Source organism: Moorena sp. SIO3A2 (assembly GCF_010672265.1).
In the GTDB taxonomy this organism is placed as follows: Bacteria; Cyanobacteriota; Cyanobacteriia; order Cyanobacteriales; family Coleofasciculaceae; genus Moorena; species Moorena producens.
This window is the reverse complement of the sequence record NZ_JAAHHC010000001.1, coordinates 185,222-206,918: the sequence shown is the minus strand read 5'-3', so window position 1 is coordinate 206,918 and position 21,697 is coordinate 185,222. Positions and strand designations below refer to the sequence as shown.

Sequence of the window (21,697 nt, the reverse complement as noted above, 5' to 3'; positions counted from 1 at the left end):
TTGTTAAGATAAACCTTAAAATTATCTCCGGATAATTACCCTTAATAAAAATCTCTCCTATGTCCCTAAACTTCCCAAACTTCTCCTACTCCCTACTGTCTACTCCCTGCGCGGAGCCCTAATAAATGTCTATAGATGGAATTAACAATGCCAATGCCTTAATTATCGGTTCCAGCGGAGGTATTGGTCTGGCTTTTGTCAAACAATTGCTGCAAGATGAAACGTTTACCAAGATTTATGGCAGTTATCGTAACCGTGATTCTAGTTCGGAATTAATTGGGCTTGAAAACAACTATCCTAATCGATTAGTTTGTCTATCGATGGATATTACCGACGAGTTGCAAGTATCTGAAGCTGTCAAACAAATCAGTGTAGAGATAGACAAACTCCACTTAGTGATTAATTGTGTTGGATTGCTTCATGACGGCAGCTTACAACCAGAAAAAAGCCTGAAACAGATTAATTCAGAACACTTGATCCGTTACTTCCAGGTGAACAGTATTGGAGCAGTGCTGCTGGCTAAACATTTATTACCATTATTCCGTCATAGCGATCGCAGTATTTTTGCTAGCATTTCTGCCAAAATTGGCAGTATTGGTGATAACCAACTGGGAGGATGGTATGGCTATCGAGCATCGAAAGCAGCCTTAAATATGTTTATGCGAACAGTGGCAATTGAATACAGTAGAAAAAGTCCTCAAACTATCGTTGTTACCTTGCATCCTGGTACAACCAATACGCGCCTTTCTAAACCCTTTCAAAAAAATGTACCTGCTGATAAGTTATTCCCAGTAGAGCGTACTGTTACTCAACTACTGGCGGTGATCGAAAAGCTGGATAAAGGGGATAGTGGACAGTTTTTCTCCTGGGATGGAAGCGAGTTACCTTGGTAAACTACTGTAAGCTATCAGCTATGAGCTATCAGCTATGAGCTATCAGCTATGAGCTATCAGTTATCAGCTTTTGAATAAAACAGGTAAGGATTAGTTTAATAGTCACGAAAGTCTTTTGAATAAAACAGGTAAGGATTAGTTTAATCTGAGGAAAAAGGTTGATTTTAAGCTGACCACTGACCACTGACCGCTGACCGCTGACCGCTGACCGCACCTCAAGTAGCGCATATGCTTACATAAAAACTTAATTCAGTCTTGATAACTGACTAGTTTGAGTCGTCTTTGGCCACCTTATCTCTGGGAAAACCGGATATCAATCCGCTTTCAATCATCAAACCAATCCCGGCATTAATCACAACTAAGCTTAAGGTTCCTAACCAAAACCAAGGCTCTCCTTCAATTCTTTTAGAAACGGCTTCTCCAAATAAGCATAAACCTAAGGGAAAAAGCAGAACTCCAACTTGAGATTTGATATACCAAATTACTTTCTTGTTCATATTAGTGGGATAGTCTTTACCAAGATAATATAGTACCTTAACAGTGATAAATTTAAAAGGGGCGTATTTACTAACTGTTTAGCAACTGTTGTTAAAAAAACGCGAAATTGTAACGGGCAAGATGCCCATTCCACATTGTGCTACACGGCCAAGATGCCCATTCTACATTGTGCTAAACGGGCAAGATGCCCATTCCACATTGTGCTACGCACACGCTACGGGAACGCATCTGATAATAGCAGATAGATGGTACACTAACCTGATAACTGAACACCATTATTAAAACCCGTGGCCAATTCCCCAGGATCTCCAGAGTCCCAATCCGAAACCCCTAAACTGGCTCGCACTCCCCTCTTTGACCAGGTGGTAGCACAAAATGCCCGCTTGACAGCTTTTGCCGGTTGGGAAATGCCAGTACAATTTAGCGGATTGAAAAAAGAACATGCTGCAGTACGAACTGCTGTCGGAATTTTCGACATCTCCCATATGGGTAAGTTTGCTTTTAATGGTAAGCAACTACGGGAGCAATTGCAGTCTCTAGTGCCTTCGGATTTAACCCGCTTGCAACCGGGTCAAGCTCAATACACGGTGTTGTTAAATCCGAATGGTGGAATCATTGATGACATTATCTTCTACTACCAAGGTGAGGAGGAGTCTGGGGAGCAGCGGGGGATGATGATTGTTAATGGAGCAACCTGCACCAAAGACAAAGACTGGTTGTTAGCTCACCTGGATGCTGACTCAGTTACCTTACAAGACCTCTCAACATCAAAAGTCTTGATTGCAGTACAGGGACCATTGGCAATATCACATCTTCAGCCATTTGTCAAAGAAGCCTTAGCACCAGTCAAAGCATTTGGACATCTAGAGGCAACGGTGTTGGGGAAACCGGCATTTATTGCTAGAACCGGTTACACAGGGGAAGACGGATTTGAGCTGATGCTAGACCCAGATGTCGGCATAGAGCTGTGGCACAAACTTTTAGAGTCTGGTGTCACTCCCTGTGGTTTAGGTGCCAGAGATACCTTGCGCCTAGAAGCGGCTATGGCACTCTACGGACAAGATATTGATGATACCACGACACCCTTAGAAGCTGGGTTAGGTTGGCTAGTGCATCTTGATAGCAAAGGAGACTTCATCGGACGCTCGGTGCTAGAGCAACAAAAAGCAACGGGGATCGAGCGCAAGCTAGTTGGGATCCAGATGCAAGGAAGGCAGATTGCTCGCCATGGTTACCCAGTCCTAGCTGATGGTGAGGTGGTAGGAGTTGTTACTAGTGGTACATTAGCACCAACCTTAGGAAATGCGATCGCACTAGCCTATGTTCCCAGAAAGTTGGGCAAAGTTGGACAGCAGCTGGAAGTAGAAATCCGGGGTAAATCCTATCCCGCCGTTGTGGTCAAAAAGCCTTTTTATCGCTCTCAAAATCGTCCATCGGCAAAGTAAAGCTATCCATCCCTGACAGATAACTTTAAAGTTTAAAGTTAAAAGTTTAAACTTTAAACTTTCGATAAATTTAAAATCGAAACTAACAATTAACAAATGACTAATGCCTAATATATTTCTGCACAACTTCCCAACCAGTAAGGGAAACCCAGGTAAATCCCACTAGCAAAGCAATGTTAGTAGCAACGTGAACAGCCCTTGCTAAGGGTTCTTGAGGGCTAATTTGGGTAGCACTAAAGGCTGAGAGTAATACCAGTGCTACCACAGACCATCCAGCTATTAAGTGGGCTGAATGGCCTAGATGACCGTAATGGCCGATGGTACCTACTAAACCAATCCCCAGCAGAACCAAGACTAGAGCGACCATGATCCAACCAATGATGTAGTGCAGAGGGCGTAACCAAGTCGGTCGTGGACGTCCAGAGTGACGTTGAGAAAACACAATGCTGCCGGTGATTGCCAGGAGTACATAGGCAAAGAGGGATAAACCCATAGACCAAGCAGCAATTTTCCAGAGCCAGAGAAAAGAAGGCAGATTCACAGGGTGATGGAGTGATGGGGTGATGGGGTGATGGGGTGATGGAACAGAATCTCAAGATCTGTTCTTGTTCACTTTTGAATTACCCTTGCTATGGTTACAGACCAAGTGACAAGTTACAAGTCTAGCACTATAGCCTATTTAGCTTGAACTCTCAACCTACCTGACAAGGGACGCCTGGGCAAGAACAACCTTCAACCTTCAACCTTCAACCAAACAACCTTCAACCTTCAACCAAACAACCTTCAACCTTCAACCAAACAACCTTCAACCAAACAACCTTCAACCAATGAAAAAGGGGTTGCTCCTGTTGTAAGCAACCCCAACGTATAGAGATAGTAACTAGACCGCGCTAACCAGGGTAGGCAATTTTTCAGTGAACACTCTTTGACTATCAACTGTTTCTGGATGTGGCTTGATATCGGCAGGTTGGGCTGATTCGGCGGAAACAGGATAGCCATAAGCATTACCACTTTGGCTAACCAATAAGCGGTCACAAGGGATAGTATCTGAGAGAATGGCACTTGCCATCATCCCTGTATGTATTTCTAGAAGAGCCTGTGGCGGTGCTTCAAAAACTAAGCGCTGCCCTGGGAAAACAACTCTTTCAAAGTACCAGTTAGGTATATTCGTTATTCTAGCAATCTGGATCTGGCTAGTGGCGTTCACATAGCAGCACAGAACGGAATCTTGGCTATCTGAAGGAATAGGATCAAAAATTTGTGTCATATCTATTAATTCTCTAAAGGTTAATTTATTACAAACACCAAGGTAGCATTTATGATCCCGGCGAGCTGTAAACATGGCTACTAATTATTGAAGTCTACCTCAGCCTATCACCGACAAAACCGCGTCAGTATGCTAATTATTGGTATTATTTAGGATTATTTGCTTTTTTTAGCGATATTCAGTATAAATCAGGTCTAATGCTCATTCTATAAAGCCTATTATAGTACTTTACTCTATTAGATGACTTGATGCTGATTTTTGATCCCTATAGACAAAACTACCATAAGGTTGAGGTAAATCCCTAATTTTGGTAAAGTTAAGATATGTAAAAACCAATTTCATAATTGTTGCCCACCCTTGGTAGCTTCTGCCCGCCGTAGTCTCAAAGTAGAGAAAATGGCGGTAGATAAATCTGTCTATAACTCTGGGTATAGATCTGGCTTGAAATCTTGAGCTTAATTGGCCTTTTGGCCTTTCGGCCACGCTACGCGAACGGCCACGCTACGCGAACGGCCACGCTACGCGATGGGCTTTGCCCGCGCCAAAGGCGATCGGAATTGGTCAAGAATAACCCAAACTAACCTTACTGATAAAAAAAACTTATAATAACAAAAAAACATTACTATAAACAGTTACCAATGGAACAGAAAATACTATATGTTCGCCTTCCGTGTAATCCAATCTTTCCGATCGGGGTGGTTTATTTAGCTGACCATGTTCATAAACAGTTCCCGGGTGTAGAACAGCGCATTTTTGACTTGGGAACTGTACCTCCTCTAGACTTTGCCAGCGCCTTGGATACTGAGATAGACCAATTTAAACCAACCCTGTTGGTATTTTCCTGGCGCGACATTCAAATTTATGCTCCAGTGGGTGGTAGGGGTGGTAACCCGCTCCAAAATGCCTTTGAGTTTTACTATGCTCGCAATCCCTTGGTGAAATTACGGGGAGCGTTGGGGGGTCTGCGTTTAGCGGCGTCTTACTATGGCGAACTGTGGGGGAACTTGGGGTTAATCAAACAAGGACTCAAACGGGCTAAACGATATAACCCAGACGCTCGCTTGATTGTGGGGGGTGGAGCAGTTAGTGTATTCTATGAGCAGTTGGAAAATAAACTGCCAACTGGAACCATCGTTTCCGTTGGAGAAGGGGAAACCTTACTCACGAAAATTCTCCTGGGTCAGAACTTCGATGATCAGCGCTGTTATGTGGTAGGGGAAGCTAAACCACGCGATCGCATGATCCATGAGTCTCCCACTCCCATTGAAAAAATTGCTTGCAACTACGACTATATTCAAAGCATCTGGCCCAGCTTTGATTATTACTTCCAACAGAACGACTTTTACATTGGAGTTCAAACCAAGCGTGGGTGTCCCCATAACTGCTGCTACTGTATCTATACCGTTGTAGAAGGCAAACAGGTAAGGATTAACCCGGCAGATGAAGTGGTCGCAGAAATGCGCCAACTCTATGACCGAGGCATCCGCAAGTTCTGGTTCACTGATGCCCAGTTCATTCCTGCCAAAAAATTCATTGGTGATGCCGTTGAACTGTTGCAGAAAATCCTTGATGCTGGAATGAGCGACATTAACTGGGCAGCATACATTCGGGCAGACAATCTCACCCCAGAATTATGCGACCTGATGGTAAAAACCGGGATGAATTACTTTGAAATCGGGATTACCAGTGGTTCTCAGGAACTGGTGCGGAAAATGCGCATGGGCTATAACCTACGCACCGTACTGCAAAACTGTCGTGATTTAAAAGCAGCGGGCTTCAATGACCTAGTTTCCGTCAACTATTCTTTCAATGTAATCGATGAAACCTTTGACACCATTCGCCAGACTATTGCCTATCACCGGGAACTAGAGCAAATATTTGGTAGGGATAAAGTCGAACCAGCCATTTTCTTCATTGGTCTACAACCCCATACCCATTTAGAACAGTACGCCTTTGACAAAACTATGCTCAATCGGGACTATGATCCCATGAGTCTGATGCCCTGGACAGCTAAGAAACTCCTATGGAATCCCGAACCCCTAGGGTCTTTCTTTGGTGAAGTTTGTCTGGAAGCTTGGCGGCAAAATTCCAATGATTTTGGCCGTGAAGTGATGAAAATCCTTGAAGAAAGACTAGGAGTCGCTCCATTAGAAGCAGCCCTCACTGCCCCAATAGTAGCAAATAAACGCCAAGAAAAACAACTGGTCAGTTTAAGTAAATAGAAAGGTGAAATGGCAAAATTTAATTAACAAAATTTAATTAACAATTTTTTAGTAACCATGCGCTCAGGTTCGATATTACAAAAACTAGAACAAGCCCATCGCGGCACCAAAAAACCTTTAAGCTTTGGAGTTTATTACAAAAATACCTTAGTATCGCTGTGCCATGCCCTAGAAGACTTTATCCTAGAGTCCGACAGTGCTCCACTAATGATTACGGCCTTCCAGCGGGGCCAATGGTATCTTGAGGAAGCTGAACGCTACGGCGATATAGCGGTAAAATCATCTCAGGTGGTAATCCTAGCAGCACCAGATACTGGCTTTGCTGAACATCCCACCAGCCAGCGGTCGAATGTTGCCCTAGTTAGTTTAGATTCCTCCGATCCTGTAGCTCAAGAGTGGCACTTGATTATTATTTCCGAGACATACACAGCAATGGTGTTATGTCAAGAATTATCTGAGTCGGATTATGGCACTCAAGGACTGCCAGAGCAAGACCGAGAGCGCAAATTCTACGGATTCTGGACATTTGAGCCAGACTTGGTCAGGGAGACAGTGGAGTTTGCGATCGCTCACATTGGTAAATATAAGCCAGACTTGCAAGCCAGCTTAACTGCACAACTTCAACAGATTATCGAAAGCACCAAGCCACGAGACTATATTGGGGCAGTGGTGAATCGGGTCGTGAACTATCTTCAGAAGGGTCAACAAGAGTTACCTTCCCATACCTCCCCTAGCCATGTTCAGGTGTTAGACGATAACCTGGTTTCTAATGAAATGCAGGCTTTCTTGCGTATGGCCCAGCTAATTGACCAAGCGGATGCTGTCAATCCCAATGCTGGCGCTGAGGTAAAAACCTTGTGTGAGACTATCGGGCAGTTGCTGGATTTACCAGCATGGCAACTGAAACGTTTAAGTCTGGCAGCACTCTTGCACCGTCTATCCCCCTTGCAGGGGGTTAACATAGAACTACCCCCTAAGTCAGCTGCTCAGAAAGACGTAATCGAGAAGCAGGAATCTCTTCCGAGGGGATCGGTGTTACGGATTATGCCTCGATTACAGGCTGTCGCTAACATTATTACCCATCAAACCGAATCCTGGGATGGTTCAGGACAACCGGATGGCTTAGCTTACGATAATATTCCCTTGGAATCGAGGATTTTGAGGCTGATGGCCTATTTTCAGCAGCAACTCAATACCCATGAATCTGAGGAGGATGCTCTGTCTATTGCCCTAAGAAGCTGTCAGGCATTGTCAGGGGAAGCGTTTGACCCTAAACTGGTGGAAACCCTGGGACTGATAGTGATGGGAATGCAGCAGGGTATGAGTTTGCAGGCTAATCAGCCTAAAATTGCTTCAGGAATGTGGTTGCTTGATTCCTTATCTGAGGAAAGAGTAACGGTTGAAGGATGAAGGAAGAAAAGTTGAAGGTTATATGGTTGAAGGTTATATGGTTGAAGGTTGAAGGTTGAAGGTTGTTCGCGTAGCGTGGCCTTTTGGCCAAGGTTGAAGGTTGTTCGCGTAGCGTGGCCTTTTGGCCAAGGTTGAGGGTTGAAGGTTATTGGGTTGAAGGTTATTGGGTTGTTCGCGTAGCGTGGCCTTTTGGCCAAGGTTGTTCTTGCCCAGGGGTCCGGTGTAGGGTAGGGTGAAGGATGAACAGTTGAACGCGTAGCGTGGCCTTTTGGCCAAGGTTATCTGGTTGATGGAAATTGAAGCAATTCGGGCGGGGAAAGTAAAGCAACTGCCAGGAGCAGATTTGGAAGATGAGGATCTTTCCGGTAGCCAATTGGAAAAAATTAATCTTGCTGGTGCAACACTTGTGGGGGTAAATTTCTCTGGCTCTAATTTGAATGGTGCTCGTCTCGATGGTGCTAACTTAATTGGTGCCAAACTCGAATCTGCTGACTTGCGGGGGAATTTGCTAGGAGCTAATTTGATGCAGGCGGATTTGAGTGGTGCGGACTTGCGGGGTGGTAATCTCCGAGGCGCTAATTTGATGGGGGCTAAGTTGAGTCAGGCTTCCTTTACCGGTGCTTTTTTAAGTGGTGCCAATTTGATGGGGGTGAATTTGCAAGGGGTAGATTTGCGAGGGGCAGATTTGCGAGGAGCTAATCTTAATAGTGCCAATTTGAAGGGAGCCGATTTGTCTCAGGCAGATTTACAAGGGGCAACCTTAAGTGAAGCAAATCTGGAAGAGGCCGATCTCCGTGGAGCTAATCTATCTGGTAGTAATCTCAGTGGGGCGAATTTGCTTTGTGCTGAGATGGATGGGGCTTCTTTGAGTGGTGTTAATTTGGATCGAGCTTGTTTAGTGGGAACCTGTGTGCCTGAGAAATAATTGGCAATAGTGGGTAATCGATTGGGGTCTTTCGTGAATGGCAAGGGGGGACATGATTTCTAAATTTCCTTGATAGTAGGTCAGCCGCACTTGTCGCTTTTCCCCAATTTCCTCAAGAATTGTTTCAAAGTCTTGCCATTTAAGGTTATCTATAGTAATGACACTACCGGGTGTGAGTTGGATAGCTTTGATGGGTATATTGACACTCACCGCCCTGGAAGGACGGGGATTCTTGCTTCCACGGGGTGACTTGTTTAACCAGGCCGGAGCCAGGAAAAATAGAGGTCTCCTCTCCACAAGCGTATTTGGTCTTTGACCTAGGTTTCGGTGTGCCCCACCGTACCTTTATGTTTATCTATTTAACTAGATACTTTTTTATCTAAATTCTTCATAGACATTTAAGTCGTTAGACCCAATTACGCAATATGTACGCTCTACATATTTTTTACGTTGCCTACTTATGTTTAGATAGTATCTAGCTGGTACAAAAGTCTATTGCTTATAATTTTAGAATAGCACATCTAGTGTAAACTTTCAATACGAAGTCTAAAAGAAAAGCCGTCCTATAAGGACGGGGCTTTAAACCCAATAATTTTGGTAACGGTCATGGTTTTTGCTCAACTTTACCAATGCTAACCAGTCGGTAAGTTTAATCCTAGAACAAATTAGTTTAGTAGGGTACGTTATTAATTCACCCTAGTGGCGTGGCATACCTTAAATGTTGCTTTAGAAAAATACCATAATCTACTTTTAACAAGGGTTTAGCAGAAAAAACTATTGCACTATTTTAGCTGTGCCACGCCACTAGAGGTAATGCACCCTAAAGGTAGTGTTACTGCGTAAGTCCTGTAACCTTAGCCAAAAGGCCACGGGTGCGCGTTCAACCCTATAACCTTGGCCTTTGGCCACGCGTTCACATTCAACCTTCAATCTTCAACCAAATAACCTTCAACTAAATAGGGCTTGCTGAATAAGTCTACAAAGCGACTTTAGAGGCTACACAGCTTGAGAAATCTGAGTTTCACCCCTTGGTTTCCCAAGAAAACCCAGGGATTTCCGACAAAAGTACCAGGTTTTTGAGCGACAAGATGCCTATTCCTTGCACTTGTTTTGGGAAAAAAGGCTTGAAAGCCTTGTCGGGTATGCCTTCTGCATTCATGCAGCCAGCCCTAAATAACCTTGGCCAAAAGGCCAGGCTAGGCGAACACCCTTCAGCAGTCAACAAAAAATCTATTCCACAGTCACCGACTTCGCCAAATTCCTGGGCTGATCCACATCCAATCCTCGCCTTGCCGCAATGTGATAGGCTAACAACTGCAACGGAATCACTGCCAGAATTGGTGAAAGCAACTCCTCGACTTCTGGTACAGGTAACAAATCATCAAAGATATCCATCGCCTCTTTGCCATTGCTCGGTGTCACCCCAATCAACCGAGCATCCCGAGCCTTAGCTTCCTGAGCATTAGAAATTACCTTCTCATAGACAGCACCAGGCATTGCGATCGCAACCACAGGCACCTTAGCATCCAGCAGAGCAATCGGACCATGCTTCATTTCCCCAGCTGGGTAGCCTTCAGCATGAATATAGCTAATTTCCTTAAGTTTCAGCGCCCCTTCTAAAGCAATCGGAAAATTAATCCCGCGTCCTACAAAGATAAAGTCTTGGGTTTCCGCAAACTCATGGGCTAATTCTTCAATATACTTTTCTTGACTTTCCAGCACTTGCTCAATCTGAGTAGGCAATTGCCGTAAGTCTGCCATAATTGCTTGAATTTTTTCAGGGGCGAGAGTATTACGTCGGTAAGCTAACTCTAGCGCTAGACAATAAAAGGCCACTAACTGGGTCACAAAGGTTTTAGTGGCCGCCACCCCAATTTCAATACCTGCCTGGGTATCAATCACATCAGGCACCAACTGAGCCAAAGAACTTTCTGGTCGATTCGTAATTCCCAGGAGTCGGGGCTGATAGAGAGGGTCTAATCCACTGCGACGGTGTTTTTCCATCTCCAGTGCTGCTAAGGTATCAGCAGTTTCCCCAGACTGAGTTACCCCAATGGTTAGGGTATTCTTAGTTAACGGACCTGGTGCATAACGAAACTCAGATGCATACTGCACCATGGTGGGAATTCCTGCCAACTGCTCCAACAAATATTTACCCACCAAACTAGCGTGCCAACTGGTCCCACACGCCAGAATCTGAATCTGTTCTACATCCCCGTACAGTGACTCTGGTATGCCTAACTGAACTGGGGAATTAGCCAGGTCTGCCTCTGCCTCTGCCTCTGTAGGATTAGCATGCCAATGACTATTGAGATACCGCTCGAAACAGTTGCGCACTACCCCTGGTTGCTCATAAATTTCCTTAAGCATAAAGTGTCGGAATCCTTGCTTTTCCACTTGAAAGGGATTCCAACTGAGGGTACGGGGGAACTTATTCAAGCGACGACCCTCAAAGTCGTAAACTTCTGCCCCTAGGGGAGTTAACCGTGCGATTTCCCCATTGTCTAAGTTCAATACTGCCCTGGTATGGGGTAACAATGCTGGGGTATCTGAGCCAAAGAAAAATTCCCCTTGACCAAACCCAATAATCAAAGGAGCCTGTTGCCGCACTCCAATCAATTCATCAGGATAGTCAGCACAAAGGATAGCTAGGGCAAAAGCTCCCTCTAATCGATTCACTGTTTGCCGCACTGCTTCTAGGAAAGGAGAAAAGAACGAAGAGGAAGAAGCAGAATTTTGCTGTAAACACTCAGCAATTAGATGGGGAATAACTTCTGTATCGGTATCGGAGCGGAATTCATGTCCCCGCTGGATCAATTCCTCCCGCAATTCCCGGTAGTTTTCAACAATGCCATTTTGTACCACTGCCACCCGCATTGCCATGTCCATGTGGGGGTGAGCATTATACTCTTCCGGTTTACCATGGGTTGCCCAGCGCGTGTGTCCAATGCCAATCCGCGCCTGGTTTTCGATTTGTACCAGTTTTTCGCGCAAATTGTGCAATTTTCCCTTAGCACGGACACAATGAACATCCCCTTCCGAAACTGTAGCAATCCCAGCAGAATCATAACCCCGATATTCGAGTTTCTCTAATCCTGCCATTAAAATTTCTGTAGCGATTTGCGGACCGATATAGCCGACTATTCCACACATAGTGTTGAGTTTAGTAAGTAAGCATAATACTCAAACTATAGCCATGCTATGAGTGGAGTGTCCTGTGTTGACGGTTGACCGTCAACGGTTGACCATCAACAGTCAACCGTCAACATCGGATAGATTGCGCTTGTTAATGCTTAGTAAGCCAAGCCCATGCTGCGAGTTGTTTCAGCTCCCAGGTAAACCCGGACGCTCAAGAAGTCAGTAGGACAAGCAGTTTCGCACCGCTTGCAACCAATACAGTCTTCTGTACGAGGAGAAGAGGCAATCTGACCAGCTTTACAGCCATCCCAGGGAACCATCTCCAATACATCTAGAGGGCAAGCCCGAACACATTGGGTGCAACCAATACAGGTATCGTAAATTTTAACGCTATGAGACATTGATTTAAGAACTCCTACATTTTTTTATCGGACATTGCGGAAAAACCGCTTACCTGTCTCCTTGGGAAAATTGGGGATATTCCCGATGATTCCACCAGGATTATCTTTGCCTAGGTTCGTATTGTCGGCGTTTGAGGCAAACGACAGGGAATTTTAAGGATCAAGGGCTAGTTTACCGCAGGGTTTTGATAGTCTTGCGCCAGAGGTTACAGAACTTTAAATTCTTTAATATATCAGTATGTGAAACTATTGTGTCATCGAACCTAATCTATGGGTCAACCTCAGGAAGAACGATAACGGGGAAACCTTGGTAATTCAATAGACGCTAAGGATTTGCGCCCTTTGGAGGGACGTAGGGGATAGAGTACTGGTGATGGCGACTTACCGTGAGACGGAAATACGTCATTGGTTTGATTTGACTTTGACTCAGCCTCTATGATATCTTCTGGCAATTCCTCACTCGGTGGATTGGCTTCAGGCTCCAAGGTCTGAGTATGCTCTGACCTACTGGTTTCCTCAAGGTCACTAGTCAATTCAACGGTTTGGTCAGATTCATCTAAGTTAGCGGTTTCTAGTGTGGTTTCTAGTTCTGATGTGCCATCGACTTTGGTATCAGCCCACTCTGATGGCAACTCGGACAACCCAAATTCCTCTGCCAGGGCAGACATTTGTTCAATTAACTGTTGTGCTACTTCTAACTCTTTGGCTGTCACATTTTCAGGGGAGATTACCTGAGTTTGCCCTGGACCTAAGGCATCTGCTGGGGATATAGGATCAGTTTGGTTAGGTTGGCTGCTGTCAACCGATAATGCTTCTGTGGTAGATTCAGACTGGGCAGGAGAATTACCAGTACTGCTGAAAATAAATTCTTCTGCAAATAACTCTGGGTCAGCAGACCAGGGTCTAATGGGCTGGGCTTTTTGTAGCAGAGATTGCTGAGCAATGATGCTCCGACTCTCTTGCTGTTGTACCACAGAACTCTCAGAGGCAGGCATTTCCAGACACTTTTCTAAGGCTACCTTAAATTGCAAGGTTTGCTGTTGTTGTCGGTATAGACGGGTTCTAAGTTCTCGACAGGTATCTTTCAATTGCACCAGCTGATGAGATTGTTCGTTGTAGCGCTGCTGGGTTTGGGAATAGTCCTGTTCGAGTCTGGCAACTTGATCCTGAGAGCTTTGTAACTGTTCTGATAAGGTTTCGACCAAAATTTGCTGGCGTTGACCGGATTGATGGGATGATTCTAGAGTGTGGAACAAACGGGTTAATTGGTCTTGAACTGTATTGAGTTCCAGATCTTTTGTGGACAGGAGTTTGTCGTACTCTCGCAATTGCTTAGCTTGTCCGTTTAACTCCTGCTGTTTTTCCTGGAGTGCTTGCTGCAGCTGAGTCACTTGCTGCTTTAAGCGATGATTGTCCAAGCTCAGTTTTTGGGCTAAGGCAAACCATTCACCATCCTTGGCTAACTGTTCCTCAGAAACATCAGCTATCTCAGTGTCAATATCAGTGGTATCAGTATCATCAGTGCCATCAGTATCCGTTTCTGTAACTGATGATGCCATGGTGGTAAGGAGTGATTCTATAGTCTGTTCTAGTATTGACTGTTCAATAAGATTATCTATATCATCAGATACTATCGTGAAATCATCAGGTACTGGTGCGAAGCTGAGCATTTTTGGGTTATGGTCGGTCTGCTGCTGATCTTGCTTCTTAGTATCCTGGTTATCCATTTCGGTAGTAGACTCAGGAAGGGGAAGGTTATTGGGGTTTTCAGATTCACTCATTGCTCTTCATCAAGGGGTTCACAATTTCACCATTGGGGCAAGGAGCCAAAAAGTCAATCGCTCAAGATGATTTTAGTCTTGAGGGGCAACTTTGGGTCAAGATGCAGACTCTCGAAATTGCCGATGGCTTGGTATTGACTTAAGTTTGGGCGCAGATGGTTGACATTACCTTACAACTTACTAACCCAAGAGTAATGCCTAAAAATTGACTGGCTAAAAATTTTGAGACCAAAAATGGATGGTGATTAGAAAACAGGAGCTAGGGAGCAACATTTTAATACAAATGTACTATCATTGAGCAATGAGCTAATGCGTTACCGTAGCGTGGCCGTAGACCAATCGCCATTTCAGTTTTTCATAAATCTGATTACTATATAGCGTTTAGCTATGAAAAATTAGCAGTATTTTTCATTAGCTATTTGGCAATTATATAGATATTAAATGTATTTAATTTTCCTTGATTATACCATTTTTTTTATTAAATTGTCAACTAGTAAAATTGTAAGCATTCAGCTATCAGCTCTCAGCTATCAGCTCTCAGCTTATGCGCTACAGATGGTGCTACTTGAGGTGCTCTCAGCTCTCAGCTCTCAGCTCATGCGCTACAGATGGTGCTACTTGAGGTGCTTTTGAATAAAACAGGTAAGCATTGGTTTAATTTCTGTTACGTCAGCTGACGGCTGACCGCTGAATCCTTACGTAAAATTTCAATCCCTTCATCTGTTTTAAGGATAGGGCAATGGGTTACAGGGAGGGCAAAGTTTGGCTTGAAATAAGACGAAGCGGGATTGATATGAGAGTTGGAAATACCCCCTGGCTGATAACCAGTGAAAAAAGCGATTGGCCTATGGCCACGCTAAGCGAACGCCTTGGCTTAAAAAGCAATATAGCTGTTGCGAGTTAAGGGATTGACCTTTGGTCACGCTACGCGATCGCATAACCAGTATGGGGACGAACTTCTGGTGGGTGAAACCCTAGCACAATATCTGATTTGGGAACCCCTGCAGCTACTAGTTCTTCGGTGATGCCATCTTCGATACCATCCCGTTGAATCCAGATTTTTCCATCAATAATTTGAACATGGGTAATGCAGCCGTGGACTCGACGTTTGCCATCCCAGCCAACAACCATGAGCATAAAATGATTGTTTAGAGTATCGGCAATCGCATAACTTTGGATATCTCCGTGACTGTAACTAATCCGAGCGTAACGCTCTAGAATTTCTCGAATTAATCTGGAATACTCATCTAATCTATCCATTGCACTATTTCCTCGCCGTTGGCCTCAAAAATTAGCAAATTTAACTGATTGCTCTCAATAGCAATTCGAGCAATTTTATCTTGAAAAAAATCTAAGTAAACTGCATTGCGAATCGCTAGATATAATGTTCGTTCTCGATGGATAATCGATTCTTTTAACAAACTTCTATAAAGCACATATTGACCAAGGGCATTTTCTAGGTCTTGTACAGGAGAAGGACGAATAAAACTTTTTACCTCAACTGCAATACGTCGCCAATCTTTTTCTGCTGCAAAAAGTTTCTCGGAGCCCATATCTACGTAAACGGTTCGCTCTCCAACAGCTAATGCTAGGGGATCGTTAGTAATCATCCATCCGTCTTTGATCAGAGCCGTTTTCACGGTTTCGTGGTAGATATCCTTTGCCATTAAAAGTAGCTCATTCTTGGGATGCTCAAGGCTATCTCCATGGTAGCTTGATCACGCTTTAGGTATTGGTCACAAGCATAAATTTGGAATCTTGAAATAAAACGTTACACAAACCGGCAGATTTTGACTATAGCGCTTTATATCCTAATGAGGTACACATGATTGTTTACCTCTTGCCTCTTGCCTCTTGCCTCTTGCCTCTTGCCTCTTGCCTTCCCCTCCTGGGAGGGGTTAGGGGTGGGTTCCTCTTGCCTCTTGCCTCTTGCCTCTTGCCTCTTGCCTTCCCCTCCTGGGAGGGGTTAGGGGTGGGTTCCTCTTGCCTCTTGCCTATTCCCTGCTCCCTGCTCCCTGCTCCCTGCTCCCTGTTCCCTGCTCCCTGCTCCCTGCTCCCTGCTCCCTCAAAAAAAGTACCTCACCAAATTGAAAAATACTAGACTGAACAAGTGCTAATTAATCCATGGGCAAGTCCCGCAGGAAGTAAAAGCAATCACTTTTACTATCCGTTTCCTTGATTCTCCCCAAGTAGCCAGTTAAGGGAGAAGAAAGCTCAATCAATATTTCGTGTAGTTCTGCCTGAGTCAAGGACTGGGGTGGATTGGAGAAGTTATAGGCTCCATAGATCATCTCTACTCCCACGGTGTGATTATCTCTATCGTCAATCAGCTTTTTCACCAGCTGGACAATATGCGATCGCAATTTCAGTTTTTCAGAAACATGATTAATATATTTCTCAACTTCCTGATCAGCTTGACCAGGTATCAAGTAATCCTTTAGTATAATTAAATCAACGGAATTGGGATACTGGCTTTGAAGTTTCACCAGCTTCTGAAGAGTTTCAGGATTAATAATTGCCATACCATGTACAATAGCTGCATCCATAAGTTGTTTAGTCGGCTCACCAGGGCCAATGATTAACTTAGCCGTTTTATTAAGTAGTTCTTGATTGTTTAAACGTAATGTTCCTAAATTCAACAGTTGTACTGCCGTATCGTTAGGAATTTTTTTCCCAGCCTTGCACTCACCCACCAAGGGATAAGGTTTTGAGCAGAATAAATCTAAGCCACCAGCACCACCTTTGTGAGCATGGTCGATGGTAAATCCTAGAAACTTAAGGCTATCACGAACAATATTTTCAAAATCTGTACCAGCTTGATAATTAGTTTTACCTTGATCCAACTCTTTGCTGCGATTTCCCAATGCTGCGATGGTATTTATCCAAGCTAAATCTGGATTAGATGAGGTTAACTGCTTGTTGCTACTCCAGCCTATAAATTTTTTGATCTCTTCGTCAAGGGCTTTAGCAGCTGGGTTAGTAATTGCCAGGTTAGCGATTTGACTCTGTAATTCTTCCAATTCCGGATACAGTGGCGGGAGTCGATTTTCTAGCTGGTGTCGCCGTTGGCTGAAAATGCGATCGCTTAATACTGGCCAATCGTCAGTAACCCTAATATTATCACCTAAACTAACAAACTTTCCAAGGGGCTGACTAGTAGTATTTCTAATATTACTAATACTATCATGTCTAGGTACTTCAAGAACTTTAGGCAACTGATAAACCCGCAAGTAAGCCAGGAAAATACCCTGCTGTTTCTCAAGTCTTGCTTGTAATCCGGCTGCTGTCCATACCGTTAACAGTGATAACTTCTCCAAGGATTCAGTTTTCTTCAGGTGTTGGCAAAGTTCACACCTAGCCCAAGCCTTAATCAAAACTGTCTCAGAATTCAGTGCCGTTAGACTTTTTTGGGCTATTTCTCTAAAACTAGAGCGATAATATTGCTCAGGATACAGGCAATGACTTGATGGATTATTCCTTGATATCTTATTAGTTAATATCTTAGACGGATATAGGACAAATTTTCGCCCTGGATTGATAAATAGCTGAGGTATAGCAGCAATCATTCGCCCTTGAATTAAGGCTTCGATATCTGGTGCCGGTAAAAGTAGGGCTATTGAAATTAAATCTTGCTGACTCATTATCTTGCTGACTCATTAGTAGATATCTAGATCACTTACTATCAATCAATCTCATCCCTAGCGTCAACTATGTAACTCCTGTCAACTCTAGCATTTATAAATCAATTATACCAAAGAAAGTTACTTTTTTGATATTACCAAAAATCCCTATATATTTTCTTAACTCTTGCCTCTTGCCTCTTGCCTCTTGCCTTTCCTTAAGGGAGTATGTTCACAAATCAAAGGAAAATGCTATAGATTCATTGACTTACTCATCCTTTAACTTTCCGACTCTTCATCCACTGCCTCTTCAGGAATTTGTCCCGATGGAGCACTCAAAATTTTTCGCAGTAATCGGTTATCTATGGCTAGCTTTGTGTTAGAGATAAAATCCTTAATCTGCTCTTCACTCAACTCATAGTCTTCACGACTCTCATAAACAGAGCGAATCGCAATTAAGGGTTTAACCTCCTCTGTTTTCAACACTACCCATTTTCCTTCTTGAGCCTTCAGGTTATTCAAACACTCTTGAGCCTTCTTAGCACTTTGACTTATGGGTTTAGAGCGGACTAAACAACCACGGGTCAGATCATATTTTTTATAATTCCCAAGATGAGATAACCCAGCCGTTACAGTATTTCCAACAGAGGCTTGGATCACCGCTAGTCCGATTTTGACCGTATTCCCGTCTTCTTTACCAACTATCTTGAGCCCTAAGTATTTATTTTTAGGTTTAACTGGAGCTTCAATTTTTTCGATTGTGACTCCTGACACTATCTGTCCTATGAGTTGGTTGAGGCCAAACTTGATAGCGTTAGTGAGCTGAGGGTCATCCTCCATATACTCTTCATTGTCAATATTTTTGATCTCGTTATTATAAGCAGAACTAACCGGATTTATAGCAGGTCTATGGGATGAAACTTGCTGACCATTAGGTAATCCCCAGTTAGTTTGACACCATTTAAGAACATCTCTTGCTGTTGGTCGTTGTTTCCCAAATTCTTTCAGTTTTTCTTCGGTAAAGGGATAAACCCGCTGAGGAGGAGTTAGTTTATTCTGATTATAAAACGCTTTTAACCGTAGGGACACTAGATCAATTATCTGCTCAGAATTTAGAGGATTTAACTCAACTTCTCGCTCGCCTATTCTGTCAACAACTGCCTCATTTAAATCTAATGCTCTGATTTGATGTGTCCAAGTGTCAGGATACATAGCGGTCAGCAGCACACCCCGTTTAATGCTATTGTATAAATCTGTTGCTAAGCTGGCAATAACTTGTGCTCTGGTAAACCCTCCATCATCACATTCTGTACTATCTAATTGATCAAAACACACCACCAAGGGATTGTAATCACTAATTAGGTCTAAAATCTGACAAGTTATATCGAAAGCGTCTTTGTCATCTTCCGAATTGTTGGGTAACTCCATCTCGTCAGCTTTTTTCTGGGCTAAACTTTGGCCAGACAGCCATTTAATAGCATAAGGGGCATGCTGCTTTGATAATGTCCATAAAATCGCTCTGATCAGATCCGGATTGTCGATGTCTGTCTTGATTTCAAGAACTTTATCAGTCAGTTGATCAATTAGCTTGGGATTTTTAGCCAAGGCATTGGGAAATACATTGACTAACTGCTGAGATGTGTAACTTCTTTTCATCGCCTCATTGGCTAAAGCAGTCCCTAAATCTTGCCACTGACTCACCCCCTGGCTACCAACCTCCTTGAGACTTAATGCCAGGGTCTTAAAAAATTCCGGCTTGATCCGGTTAAGGTCATTGTAATCAGTCATATAGACAAACCAAGCACCGCCATCAGATTGAAGTTGATGGCGAACCCTACTGAGCAAATGAGTTTTGCCTAACCCTGGTTCAGCCTTGATGGTAATGCCAATAACGTGACGCTCCCCGCCACGAACTTCTTCAATTGCCTTAAAAACCGCGTCGGAGGCATGAGCATTTATAGAAGGAACGTGAGGGAATTCTTTTTTCCATACATTTTGCTTCTTGACAACCAACTCTCTGTTAAAAGGGTTTTGTTTTTTGATGGCATTCTGGAGTTGTTCAAGGGGAGATGAACTATTAGTCATGATAAACTGTTAGTCATGTTAGTGTGAGGAAACGCTACAAACAGTCAACAGAGATTTATTACAATAACCAGGCCAGCCTAGGATTATAGCCGCTTAGCATAGCAGCGTAATCCACTCAGTTCTGTGGTGATGGAATCTTCGATTTGGGATGGATCGCTATCCGGTAAGCTACCGCCTTGGAGTTGCAAAATATCCTTAGCCTGCATTTCCAACAACCACTCATTAAACTGGGAACGACTGACACTATCCCCAATTTCCCGTCTAATCCGATAAATCGGTACGAGATCATCAAGGTTATAGTCCTGATTTAGCTTGTCGTAAACCTCCAAGACCACCGACTCAAAGGTTTCATAAGAAGCGATCGCATTTTCCCCAGTTTTCTCAGCATCAGCGCCTGGGTCAACGACCTTAGCCACTGAGCTTCTTTCTCGAATCCAATTTAGAACAGCCTTGACATCCTTGGCTCTGACCAGACTACCGTCAAACTCAAAATCAGCGCTTTTGATGCCAGCGTCTAGCACGTGCAAGCCTTGCTCTGTCAAAAACACATACTCGATTCGGGCTTTTTTTGTTTTCTTGATCGTCCCATCTGTTTCCAATGTTTTAAAGATGTCAGTATAATCACCAGACCTCTCATTATTCAGTTTCACTGTATCACTTAAGTCTTTTCTTTTGACTTCTTGCTTTGATCCTCCTAGATTCCACAAGTGTAACAGGAGGCGAGTTGTAGCTTGGGCTGGGGTCCCTCGTAACCCTTTCTTATTTTCTTTCTTATTTTCGGGTTCAGGGTTTGTTGACATTTCCGTTTGTTCTGTTTGTTCTACTGTTGACATTTCCATTTGTTCTAGGTATTTTGTTCTAGTATTTACGTAGATCAGATTATGGCTTGTCACCTCTCTATCCAGTGATAGCCTAACCAATAGTATGATGCCAATTCGGCACGATTGAGTCAGAAGCCATAAATTTTTATGGCTAGCCTAGCCTCAGGCCAGCCAAATTAAGCGTCTGCCTTTGTATAGCCCTAAAATTGCATTTTGAGGGCTATGAGTCATAGCTAAGTCAATCACAATTCCCCATGGGATTGCCCCTTGGGGTGCTGCGAAAAGCGAAATCGTACTCTCTTGCCTCTAGGATCATAATTTCCAAACTATCCAGTCTTTCCCCCCAGAAAGCGATCGCATTTACTGGGAAAATCTCCAATTCTGCTAGCTTGAGTAGAGCAAGGTAGTCGAGTCTCGATATTATATCACTTCTGTTCAGTCCTAGGTTACTTTCAACTATTATTTCTGTGCCCCCTCTGGTTCCTCTGCTCCCTCTGTGCTGATAGGATCACACTTCTCTAATTAAATAGGTTTGAGCCAAATCAGCTGGACTCATGGACTCATACGGTTCAAAAGGCTGATGAATCCAAGGATTATCTGGCAAATAATCCACATAGTAATCAGGAGCAATCCCAGAACAGCCTTTATACCAGATCACAGCAGTACGAATCTCCTCAATTTCTGTACCATAATGACTATAAAGCCATTTAATCCCCTCTCGTAGACTAATACCAGAATCCACTAAATCATCCACCAACAGGATCCGAGTACCTAATTTTGCCGTCGTCATCGCCAGGTGGCTCGAAAACGTAATCGGTCTTCGGATCCGATTGTCTGGTCCGGTATAGGAAGCAGCAGACATAATCCCTAAGGGCTGATTGTAAATGCGGCAGAGGATATCACCAACCCGTAATCCTCCCTTAGCAATACAGACAATCTGGTTGAAATCCCAATCGGCTTGATAGACTTTGACAGCTAGCCGTTCGATTTTTTCATAGTACTCTGACCAGGAGACGTAAAGTTCTGACATAGTTCGCGCAATTGATATTGGTTAGGTATTGGTGAGGGAATCGACCATTAGCAAAAGTCGAAAACTATTCGACCATTACCAGCGGTTGTTCCGAATTTCCCAAGTTCGGAATTTCCCTACTTCTACAAGAAGTCTAATGTTAGAAATGGCTTATGAGTGAT

General features: G+C 43.7%; 21 protein-coding genes. 7 read left to right on the top strand and 14 right to left on the bottom strand.

Annotated features, from left to right (window positions below; all coding sequences use genetic code 11):
- Positions 1-125 precede the first annotated feature (125 nt).
- Entirely contained in the window at positions 126-893 is a 768-nt protein-coding gene (locus tag F6K64_RS00845) for an SDR family NAD(P)-dependent oxidoreductase (RefSeq protein WP_008181041.1), read from the top strand.
- A gap of 266 nt (positions 894-1,159) precedes the next feature.
- On the opposite strand, the gene F6K64_RS00840 is transcribed toward F6K64_RS00845, so the two are convergent.
- Positions 1,160-1,390, bottom strand: coding sequence for a hypothetical protein (locus F6K64_RS00840; protein ID WP_008181043.1), 231 nt, complete (start codon positions 1,388-1,390; stop codon positions 1,160-1,162).
- 288 nt (positions 1,391-1,678) lie between these two features.
- Between F6K64_RS00840 and gcvT the strand changes: the two genes are divergently transcribed.
- Positions 1,679-2,836, top strand: coding sequence for a glycine cleavage system aminomethyltransferase GcvT (gene gcvT, locus F6K64_RS00835; protein WP_008181046.1), 1,158 nt, complete (start codon positions 1,679-1,681; stop codon positions 2,834-2,836).
- Positions 2,837-2,936: 100 nt separating this feature from the next.
- Here the strand turns inward: gcvT and F6K64_RS00830 are convergent, their stop codons facing one another.
- Positions 2,937-3,377 carry a DUF4079 domain-containing protein gene (locus F6K64_RS00830; protein WP_008181048.1) on the bottom strand — a complete coding sequence of 147 codons (441 nt, stop codon included), beginning with the start codon at positions 3,375-3,377 and terminating at the stop codon, positions 2,937-2,939.
- A gap of 339 nt (positions 3,378-3,716) precedes the next feature.
- On the bottom strand, positions 3,717-4,103 hold the full coding sequence (locus tag F6K64_RS00825) for a DUF1830 domain-containing protein (RefSeq protein ID WP_044492458.1): 387 nt from the start codon (positions 4,101-4,103) through the stop codon (positions 3,717-3,719).
- A 459-nt stretch (positions 4,104-4,562) separates the two neighbouring features.
- On the opposite strand from F6K64_RS00825, the gene F6K64_RS00820 reads away from it, so the two are divergent.
- Genes F6K64_RS00820 through F6K64_RS00810 form a run of 3 tightly spaced genes read left to right on the top strand, consistent with a single transcriptional unit; the run spans position 4,563 to position 7,735 of the window.
- A complete protein-coding gene (locus F6K64_RS00820) occupies positions 4,563-4,709 on the top strand; it encodes a hypothetical protein (protein ID WP_154659707.1) in 147 nt (48 codons plus the stop codon).
- Between the two features lie 32 nt (positions 4,710-4,741).
- Positions 4,742-6,325 carry a photosystem II high light acclimation radical SAM protein gene (locus tag F6K64_RS00815; RefSeq protein ID WP_008181051.1) on the top strand — a complete coding sequence of 528 codons (1,584 nt, stop codon included), beginning with the start codon at positions 4,742-4,744 and terminating at the stop codon, positions 6,323-6,325.
- A gap of 57 nt (positions 6,326-6,382) precedes the next feature.
- Positions 6,383-7,735, top strand: coding sequence for a DICT sensory domain-containing protein (locus F6K64_RS00810; protein WP_008181053.1), 1,353 nt, complete (start codon positions 6,383-6,385; stop codon positions 7,733-7,735).
- 33 nt (positions 7,736-7,768) lie between these two features.
- Here the strand turns inward: F6K64_RS00810 and F6K64_RS00805 are convergent, their stop codons facing one another.
- Entirely contained in the window at positions 7,769-8,011 is a 243-nt protein-coding gene (locus F6K64_RS00805) for a hypothetical protein (protein ID WP_131826956.1), read from the bottom strand.
- Positions 8,012-8,024: 13 nt separating this feature from the next.
- Between F6K64_RS00805 and F6K64_RS00800 the strand changes: the two genes are divergently transcribed.
- Positions 8,025-8,660, top strand: a complete 636-nt coding sequence (locus F6K64_RS00800; RefSeq protein ID WP_008181057.1) for a pentapeptide repeat-containing protein — start codon at positions 8,025-8,027, stop codon at positions 8,658-8,660.
- Here F6K64_RS00800 and F6K64_RS00795 read toward each other — a convergent pair.
- The 6 genes from F6K64_RS00795 to F6K64_RS00770 all read right to left on the bottom strand — a co-directional run bounded on the left by F6K64_RS00795 (position 8,631) and on the right by F6K64_RS00770 (position 15,647).
- Positions 8,631-8,870 carry a hypothetical protein gene (locus tag F6K64_RS00795; RefSeq protein ID WP_202799165.1) on the bottom strand — a complete coding sequence of 80 codons (240 nt, stop codon included), beginning with the start codon at positions 8,868-8,870 and terminating at the stop codon, positions 8,631-8,633. The two genes, F6K64_RS00800 and F6K64_RS00795, sit on opposite strands and share 30 nt — an antisense overlap.
- 1,020 nt (positions 8,871-9,890) lie before the next feature.
- On the bottom strand, positions 9,891-11,813 hold the full coding sequence (glmS, locus tag F6K64_RS00790; protein ID WP_008181061.1) for a glutamine--fructose-6-phosphate transaminase (isomerizing): 1,923 nt from the start codon (positions 11,811-11,813) through the stop codon (positions 9,891-9,893).
- A gap of 140 nt (positions 11,814-11,953) precedes the next feature.
- The gene (gene psaC, locus F6K64_RS00785) at positions 11,954-12,199 is read right to left on the bottom strand and encodes a photosystem I iron-sulfur center protein PsaC (protein ID WP_006616272.1); all 246 of its coding nucleotides are present in this window, start codon (positions 12,197-12,199) and stop codon (positions 11,954-11,956) included.
- Between the two features lie 281 nt (positions 12,200-12,480).
- Positions 12,481-13,980, bottom strand: coding sequence for an AAA family ATPase (locus F6K64_RS00780; RefSeq protein WP_008181064.1), 1,500 nt, complete (start codon positions 13,978-13,980; stop codon positions 12,481-12,483).
- 924 nt (positions 13,981-14,904) lie between these two features.
- Positions 14,905-15,240, bottom strand: a complete 336-nt coding sequence (locus tag F6K64_RS00775) for a XisI protein (RefSeq protein ID WP_008181072.1) — start codon at positions 15,238-15,240, stop codon at positions 14,905-14,907.
- Positions 15,228-15,647, bottom strand: a complete 420-nt coding sequence (locus F6K64_RS00770) for an element excision factor XisH family protein (RefSeq protein ID WP_008181074.1) — start codon at positions 15,645-15,647, stop codon at positions 15,228-15,230. Before F6K64_RS00770 ends, F6K64_RS00775 begins: the two co-directional genes overlap by 13 nt.
- A 158-nt stretch (positions 15,648-15,805) precedes the next feature.
- Here F6K64_RS00770 and F6K64_RS00765 point away from each other — a divergent pair, with 158 nt between their 5' ends.
- Positions 15,806-16,081 (top strand): hypothetical protein, encoded by a 276-nt coding sequence (locus F6K64_RS00765; RefSeq protein WP_008181075.1) that lies wholly within the window; start codon positions 15,806-15,808, stop codon positions 16,079-16,081.
- Between the two features lie 16 nt (positions 16,082-16,097).
- Here F6K64_RS00765 and F6K64_RS00760 read toward each other — a convergent pair whose 3' ends face one another.
- The 4 genes from F6K64_RS00760 to F6K64_RS00745 form a co-directional block, all read right to left on the bottom strand.
- Complete coding sequence (locus tag F6K64_RS00760; RefSeq protein WP_008181076.1) at positions 16,098-17,621, bottom strand: DUF1802 family protein; 1,524 nt, start codon at positions 17,619-17,621, stop codon at positions 16,098-16,100.
- A 258-nt stretch (positions 17,622-17,879) separates the two neighbouring features.
- A complete protein-coding gene (locus tag F6K64_RS00755; RefSeq protein ID WP_008181077.1) occupies positions 17,880-19,685 on the bottom strand; it encodes a hypothetical protein in 1,806 nt (601 codons plus the stop codon).
- A gap of 83 nt (positions 19,686-19,768) precedes the next feature.
- On the bottom strand, positions 19,769-20,524 hold the full coding sequence (locus F6K64_RS00750; protein WP_008181078.1) for a hypothetical protein: 756 nt from the start codon (positions 20,522-20,524) through the stop codon (positions 19,769-19,771).
- 490 nt (positions 20,525-21,014) lie between these two features.
- Positions 21,015-21,536, bottom strand: a complete 522-nt coding sequence (locus tag F6K64_RS00745) for a phosphoribosyltransferase (RefSeq protein WP_008181079.1) — start codon at positions 21,534-21,536, stop codon at positions 21,015-21,017.
- Positions 21,537-21,697: the final 161 nt, after the last annotated feature.